A 6,183-nucleotide genomic window follows, 5' to 3' on the forward strand; every position below is an offset into this window, starting at 1 on the left:
CTGAATATTGCCTAAAGAGCGATAGCTGCGATGCTTTGTACCCTTGGTTTCAGGGGAATAGAAGCTCTCGTATATAGAGAGATAGGTACGAGACTGCTGTTTTGTAATCTTAAGAAAGTAAGCCATAGGAACACCTCCGATATATAACACCATTACACCACTATTATAACACAAAAGAAAAAATAATAAAATAATTTTTAAATAAAAAAAGCCCATAAAATGGACTTAATTTAAATTTTTTAAAAAAGTTTACAAAAGAAACATGGTGCTAACTGCCAAAGACGGGTATCTCTATTTCTAATTCAGAAATTTCATTAGATTTATTTGCTATTGAGTTGGCGGTATTAGCAACCATCAAACTCATTACGGTTAATGCAGTTGCAACACCAGTTTCAAAATAAATTTTATTACTTTCTAACCATTTTTTAATTTTTTTATTTATATTTATAATTTTATCCTTAATTTTGTTTAACATTATAACATCCCCACAATTCTAAATGTATATGATGGTTCATAAACAAATGTCTTAAGATGCTATAATTATAACATGATTTTAAATCTAAAATACTATTTAAAAAACAAATATTAGAAATAGAATAGTAAATCTTATATTGCAGAAAACATGATAAATATTCAAAATATTTTAGATTTTTAAATCTTATTGTTTCAATGCTATTTTGATGATATAATATGAGTGACAGATTATTACCAATTCTCTCATTTGTTTTAATAATAATTACTATACTACTAGATTAGAGGTGATTATCAATAGAAGCATTTTTTGACAAAGAAGTCATCATTGAAGATCATTTTTGGAGAATTAATAGGAGTTCTACCAAAAAAATGAAAAAGAAGAATCATAAAATTGTGATTTTTATTGTAATTACTGGAGTTATATTTTTGCTAATATGTTTAATTACTCACGGTGTATTTGATCTGCAATTTTTAAGAGATATATTACAGCATATTAGGTTCGGTATATCTGAAATCGTTAAATTTAGCTTTACGGTTTATTTATATAAACCAAAAACAACTGATAAAAAGAACAAGAAGTTAAATAAAAAAATTAAGACCAGTAAAAAAACAATAAAATGATCAAAAATAAAAGATAAATAAGAGACATTTGGTTTAATAATTTGTTTAGCGGAATTATTTTTTATATTTCTTTCAAAAAATGATTTAATGATGATTTATTTAACTAATATGGTTGTGTAGTTGGCGCTACCAACCATATTTTTATCATAAGCCTTAAAAGATTACCTATCTTTATGCGGCATAAGCCCATCCTTATGCGCTGTAAGCTCATCTTTTACTTTCCTATGACAAAAATATATCCATCACAAACATTTTTTATTATGTCCTTATTTACCTTTTGTAAAATATATTAAACCTTACACACATATTCTAACATAGCTAAAATAATATCTCAACTAAATTCAGCAAAATAACGTCAATAATTTACTGTATAAAAAACTTTTTTTAATTTTTTTAAAATTAGTATTACCAATTTAAGATCTATCGGATAGAATAATATAATAGTCTAATCTGCTTTTATTCCTGTACTTCCCATGCTACTGCATAGTCGGTTGGACTGAAATTTGTATCTTGTAAAGCCTTATAAACCTTACCATCGGTAAATATCATAAACTCACCAGTTTTATACATATCATGTGCTCCAGTAGGTGCTTCATACGGTAAAGCATATTCAACACTTTTTGAATGCCAAGGTTTCCATAGAGTACGGTTTTTAATAGTCCATTCTGGATTACTAATACTATCATGTTCGGTAATACATTCATATGGGTATCCATTATCAGGATCTGTTCTAACGTCACCAACTTTATAATTATCTTGAGTCCATACATCAAACAAAGTCATACAAGCAATTCCTAAAGTTTTATCTTCGTTCTCTTTTACTTGTTCAATAATTGATTCCTTTTGAATTTGCTGAATAACTTCATAAGGATCAGGTTGACCAGCTTTAACTTCCCATTGTTGAACTATTTTATCTTCCTGTTCTACAAAGCTAGAAACAACCGTTTGTGTTTTAGTTAAAATAGTAGGGGATTCTGTATTTTCAACTTCTTTATAACCTTGCTCTTTTAATTGAGCCTCAGTTGGATTAAAAATCAACTGATTATCTATGTATATTTTTTTAGGTGCGTATCGTAACGTACCATTAACTAATTTTGCTAACATATTTTTTATTTAATTATTTATGAATATCAATGATTGTATAGCTAAGGTTAAATTATAGTTGTTTACCGTATTTTTATTTATATCGGTATGATTATTGTCTTAACACTTTAGCTAATGAATTAATTTATTTTTTATTACAAGTTCCTTTTGTATGTTATAATGATATTAAACAAAGAGAAGGGAGCTATTATTATGAAAAAAGAGGGGATATGTCCAAATTGTAACAATGTCATAATTGTAGATGATCAAAATCAAGCTAATATTTGTCCGATTTGTAATCAACCATATGTTAGCCAAGTTGCTATTAATTCTTATTATAATCAAGGCAATGCTCAAAATGGTAATACATCATTGTTGGATTCTTATACAACTAAGGTAAAAAGACTTTTAAGCGTTAATATGTACGCAGAAGCCCAAGAAGTTGCAAAAGAAGCTATAAAGTTATATCCAGACAAATATCAAGCCAGAGTTTTGGATGTGCTGATTAAAACAAATAACTATAAAATAACTAATATTGAAGATATATGCATACCATATGACACTTTTACGGAATTAGACAGACTCAAACAATTAGACAATATACGAGACATTGAATTTGAACAATTACATCGAAAATATTATGATTATTTAATCCAATGTGATAAACTTTGTCAAATCTGTAATAAGTTACCACCATTAAAGGTTTTTGAAATTTTACAGGTTTATGAAATGAAAAAAGATGTCACTACTTCTTTTAATGCAGATTTTTTTATTTATAAAAATCATATAAAACTTGATTCAACACTAATTGATATTTTTTATGAAGTTTATCCCACATGGCATTATATTAACGGATTAGCAATAACGTACACATTTAGAGAAAGAGATCATAGATTTCCTGGTGCAGTATACGACAATGTACAAGAAACATATCTTTTAAAAATGCGTGGCAGCATTGAAGAAAAAATTTCTATATTAGAAAGAGAAGCTCAACATACATATAACACCTCATCTTGTTGCCCGTTTTGTGGTGATCCAATAGGGCTTTTCCGTAATTGTCGATGTCAAAATAGCAAATCCAAATCTAAACACCAATTTTATTGGATGAGAAATAGATAAACAAATATTATATTTAAGAATACTTATTGAATTATTTTTCAATAGGTATTTTTTATATAACTTACGATTTTTTTAAGATATTTTCTTTATTTTAATACTTCTTACATAACATTCTATTGCACCTTGAACAATAAAACGATTATGGTAATACATGTTCTGAATTGTAAATTTATTACTAGAATAAACTAACTCATCATTTAAATAAACATATCCAACATTTTCAATAATTTCTATTCTAAATTTTAACCATTCATTATAATTATGCATACCTATATCAATGTAATCGTTATTTTCTAAATAAAACATCTTATTGTTTTGATTAACAAAAAAGCTAACTCCTCCACGGCTTGAGTTATCATTTGTTAATTGCAATCTTAAACCTTGGCCTATAGGTGCAGAATTATTAATTATTTTTACTTTCATTTCGTAAATACCATCAGTGCAATTTGCATAATCAGTTGGAAATATTCCATATATATCACTACCATTACAATTAAAATATAATCCATCATCTGTTATCTGTGGCTGATAAGGTCCTGCTTGTCTAGTAAAACCATTTTCTAATGGATCACCCATAGTATAATCCCATTCTAAATCCCAATCTATATTTTCATTGTTAATACTATCAATCATCATATTTCTTCGTCTTGAAAATATCATAAATATGGCACCTCAAGAACTTGACAAACATTAATTAATGGCTGACAATTGTATTGTATTGTATTGTATTGTATTGTATTGTATTGTATTGTATTGTATTGTATTGTCTATTTTATACACTTTTTTAAACACCTCATATAATATAATTCTGTTTATGTTATGATATCTTTTTAAATTTAATATATTTTAAAATTGTTTTTAAAAAACCTCCTTGAAAAAATAAACGATTACCAGTTGCATATAAATTAGAAGTTAATTCACTTTGGTAAATTACTTCATTGTTAATATAAATATAATTTTGATTATTAATTCTCTCAATTTTAATAGTTAATTCTATATCAAAAATAATATCGCTAATTTTTATTTGTATGTTACCTTGATTATATTTAATCTGATTACTATTAATAAAAATTTTATTACCATTATTACCATTAGACAAAATCAATCTAATTCCGTTAACACTAGGTACAGCAGATATGATAAGTTTTATTTCACATATACCTTCATTGCATGTTTCATAACCAATTGGTTCATATCTTATGTAATCAGTATTTCCATTTATAGTAATCCACAAGCCATTATCAGTTAATTCATCTAAAACATTCGTGCCCTGAATAGTCTTTGCAAAACCATTATCTTCTGGTAATCCAATTGTGTAATCCCAAACGATATCCCAATCTTGATTATCATCTTTAAAAGAATCATTTGTAATTCTTCGCCTTAAAAGTGACATAAAACCACCTCTAAGGCTTGACAAGAATTAGCTAATGCTCAACAATTGAGTTGAGTTGAGTTGAGTTGAGTTGAGTTGAGTTGAGTTGAGTTGAGTTGAGTTGAGTTGAGTATTTTTATACATTTTTATATCCACCTTTTCTTCATTATTTGCTTATCTACCATAAACTTTTAATCTTGTTCCTGCACCAAAATAGGTTGCTTGTGGTTGCATTTTTATAGAATTAATTTTTTCAATTGGATCTACAAAAGAATAGCCACCATTTAAGGTATTTATTGTATTTCCACCTGTCGTATCAAGATTACTATTAATGCACCACATATTCCAATAAAGGGGCTTAGCGTTTATTTTACCAATATAAGTTCGTGTTAAATCATCGGCTAAACTAATATTTGCCAAATAACCAATATTGATGCCAGATAAATAAAATGTAGCATTTTTATTGGCATTGGTATTATTCGACGTTCCTACATTTTTTAGAAAAAATATCATCTCATCACATTCAAAATTATTACTATCAATATCTTTATTTATTTCTAATATATTTGTTTCTTCATCTATTGTAATATCATTTATCAATTTCCATTCTTTCATTTCTTCATCGTCCTCCATCATTAACATTCTTCTAGCAAACAACATGATTGTTGCTCCAAATATAAAAATATTTTCCGATAAAGGTAGACAAAGAATAAGAAATTAATTTATCCTTGAGTGAGTGAGTGAGTGAGTGAGTGAGTGAGTGAGTGAGTGAGTGAGTGAGTGAGTGAGTGAGTGAGTGAGTGAGTGAGTGAGTGAGTGAGTGAGTCTATTCATATTTAAATTTTAACCTCCGTTTTTATTTTGTTATTTTCCATAAATATGTACTTCTACATTGGTTGCCTTACTTAATATTAATTTAAATTTATTGTTTTCTGAATAGGTAGCAGAATATACATATGGGTTCAACTGTTGCCCATTATTAGAATCTACAAATTTAATAGCATTTGAAATCCATCCCATAGCAAAGAATCGATTGTTATTTATTTTTTCAATATTAAAAAGAACTTGTTTATATGGATAAGCAGAACTCATATTTGCTGTAACATAATAAAGTAAATTTTGATTATTGAATTGTAAATTTTTAATTTGTAAATTATAATTATCATCAGCATCTAAATTATTAATAAACACCATAATCATAATTTTATTAACTTTTGATAATTCTGCGATTGTTTCATTTATATTATCAACATTGTTGTAGGTTTGAGAAAATATTTCATTCCATTCTTTCATATCGTCAATATCTCCCATTAACGTTCGTCTAATTGAAAGCATATAATCTGCTCCCAATAATGAAAAATATTTTTGAGAATACTTGACAACAATTAAAGATTAATTCAGAATTGATTGATTGATTGATTGATTGATTGATTGATTGATTGATTGATTGATTGATTGATTGATTGATTGATTGATTGATTGATTGATTGATTGATTGATTGATTGATTGATTG

The 6,183-nt window shown here is 26.9% G+C and carries 7 protein-coding genes; 1 reads left to right on the forward strand and 6 read right to left on the reverse strand.

Features of this window, described 5'->3' with window-relative positions; translation table 11 throughout:
• Window positions 1-268: 268 nt before the first annotated feature.
• Window positions 269-475 carry a hypothetical protein gene (locus Q0K54_RS00520; protein ID WP_294577845.1) on the reverse strand — a complete coding sequence of 69 codons (207 nt, stop codon included), beginning with the start codon at window positions 473-475 and terminating at the stop codon, window positions 269-271.
• A gap of 1,076 nt (window positions 476-1,551) precedes the next feature.
• Window positions 1,552-2,199, reverse strand: a complete 648-nt coding sequence (locus Q0K54_RS00525) for a hypothetical protein (protein WP_294577847.1) — start codon at window positions 2,197-2,199, stop codon at window positions 1,552-1,554.
• A 192-nt stretch (window positions 2,200-2,391) separates the two neighbouring features.
• On the opposite strand from Q0K54_RS00525, the gene Q0K54_RS00530 reads away from it, so the two are divergent.
• The gene (locus Q0K54_RS00530; protein WP_294577850.1) at window positions 2,392-3,297 is read left to right on the forward strand and encodes a hypothetical protein; all 906 of its coding nucleotides are present in this window, start codon (window positions 2,392-2,394) and stop codon (window positions 3,295-3,297) included.
• A 72-nt stretch (window positions 3,298-3,369) separates the two neighbouring features.
• Here the strand turns inward: Q0K54_RS00530 and Q0K54_RS00535 are convergent, their stop codons facing one another.
• The 4 genes from Q0K54_RS00535 to Q0K54_RS00550 all read right to left on the reverse strand — a co-directional run bounded on the left by Q0K54_RS00535 (window position 3,370) and on the right by Q0K54_RS00550 (window position 5,962).
• Window positions 3,370-3,930, reverse strand: coding sequence for a hypothetical protein (locus tag Q0K54_RS00535; RefSeq protein ID WP_294577852.1), 561 nt, complete (start codon window positions 3,928-3,930; stop codon window positions 3,370-3,372).
• 184 nt (window positions 3,931-4,114) lie between these two features.
• Entirely contained in the window at window positions 4,115-4,690 is a 576-nt protein-coding gene (locus Q0K54_RS00540) for a hypothetical protein (RefSeq protein WP_294577855.1), read from the reverse strand.
• 153 nt (window positions 4,691-4,843) lie between these two features.
• Window positions 4,844-5,284, reverse strand: a complete 441-nt coding sequence (locus tag Q0K54_RS00545; RefSeq protein WP_294577859.1) for a hypothetical protein — start codon at window positions 5,282-5,284, stop codon at window positions 4,844-4,846.
• 249 nt (window positions 5,285-5,533) lie between these two features.
• The gene (locus tag Q0K54_RS00550; RefSeq protein ID WP_294577861.1) at window positions 5,534-5,962 is read right to left on the reverse strand and encodes a hypothetical protein; all 429 of its coding nucleotides are present in this window, start codon (window positions 5,960-5,962) and stop codon (window positions 5,534-5,536) included.
• Window positions 5,963-6,183 lie beyond the last annotated feature (221 nt).

The organism is uncultured Thomasclavelia sp. (assembly GCF_944324745.1).
Lineage (GTDB): Bacteria > Bacillota_I > Bacilli_A > Erysipelotrichales > Coprobacillaceae > Thomasclavelia.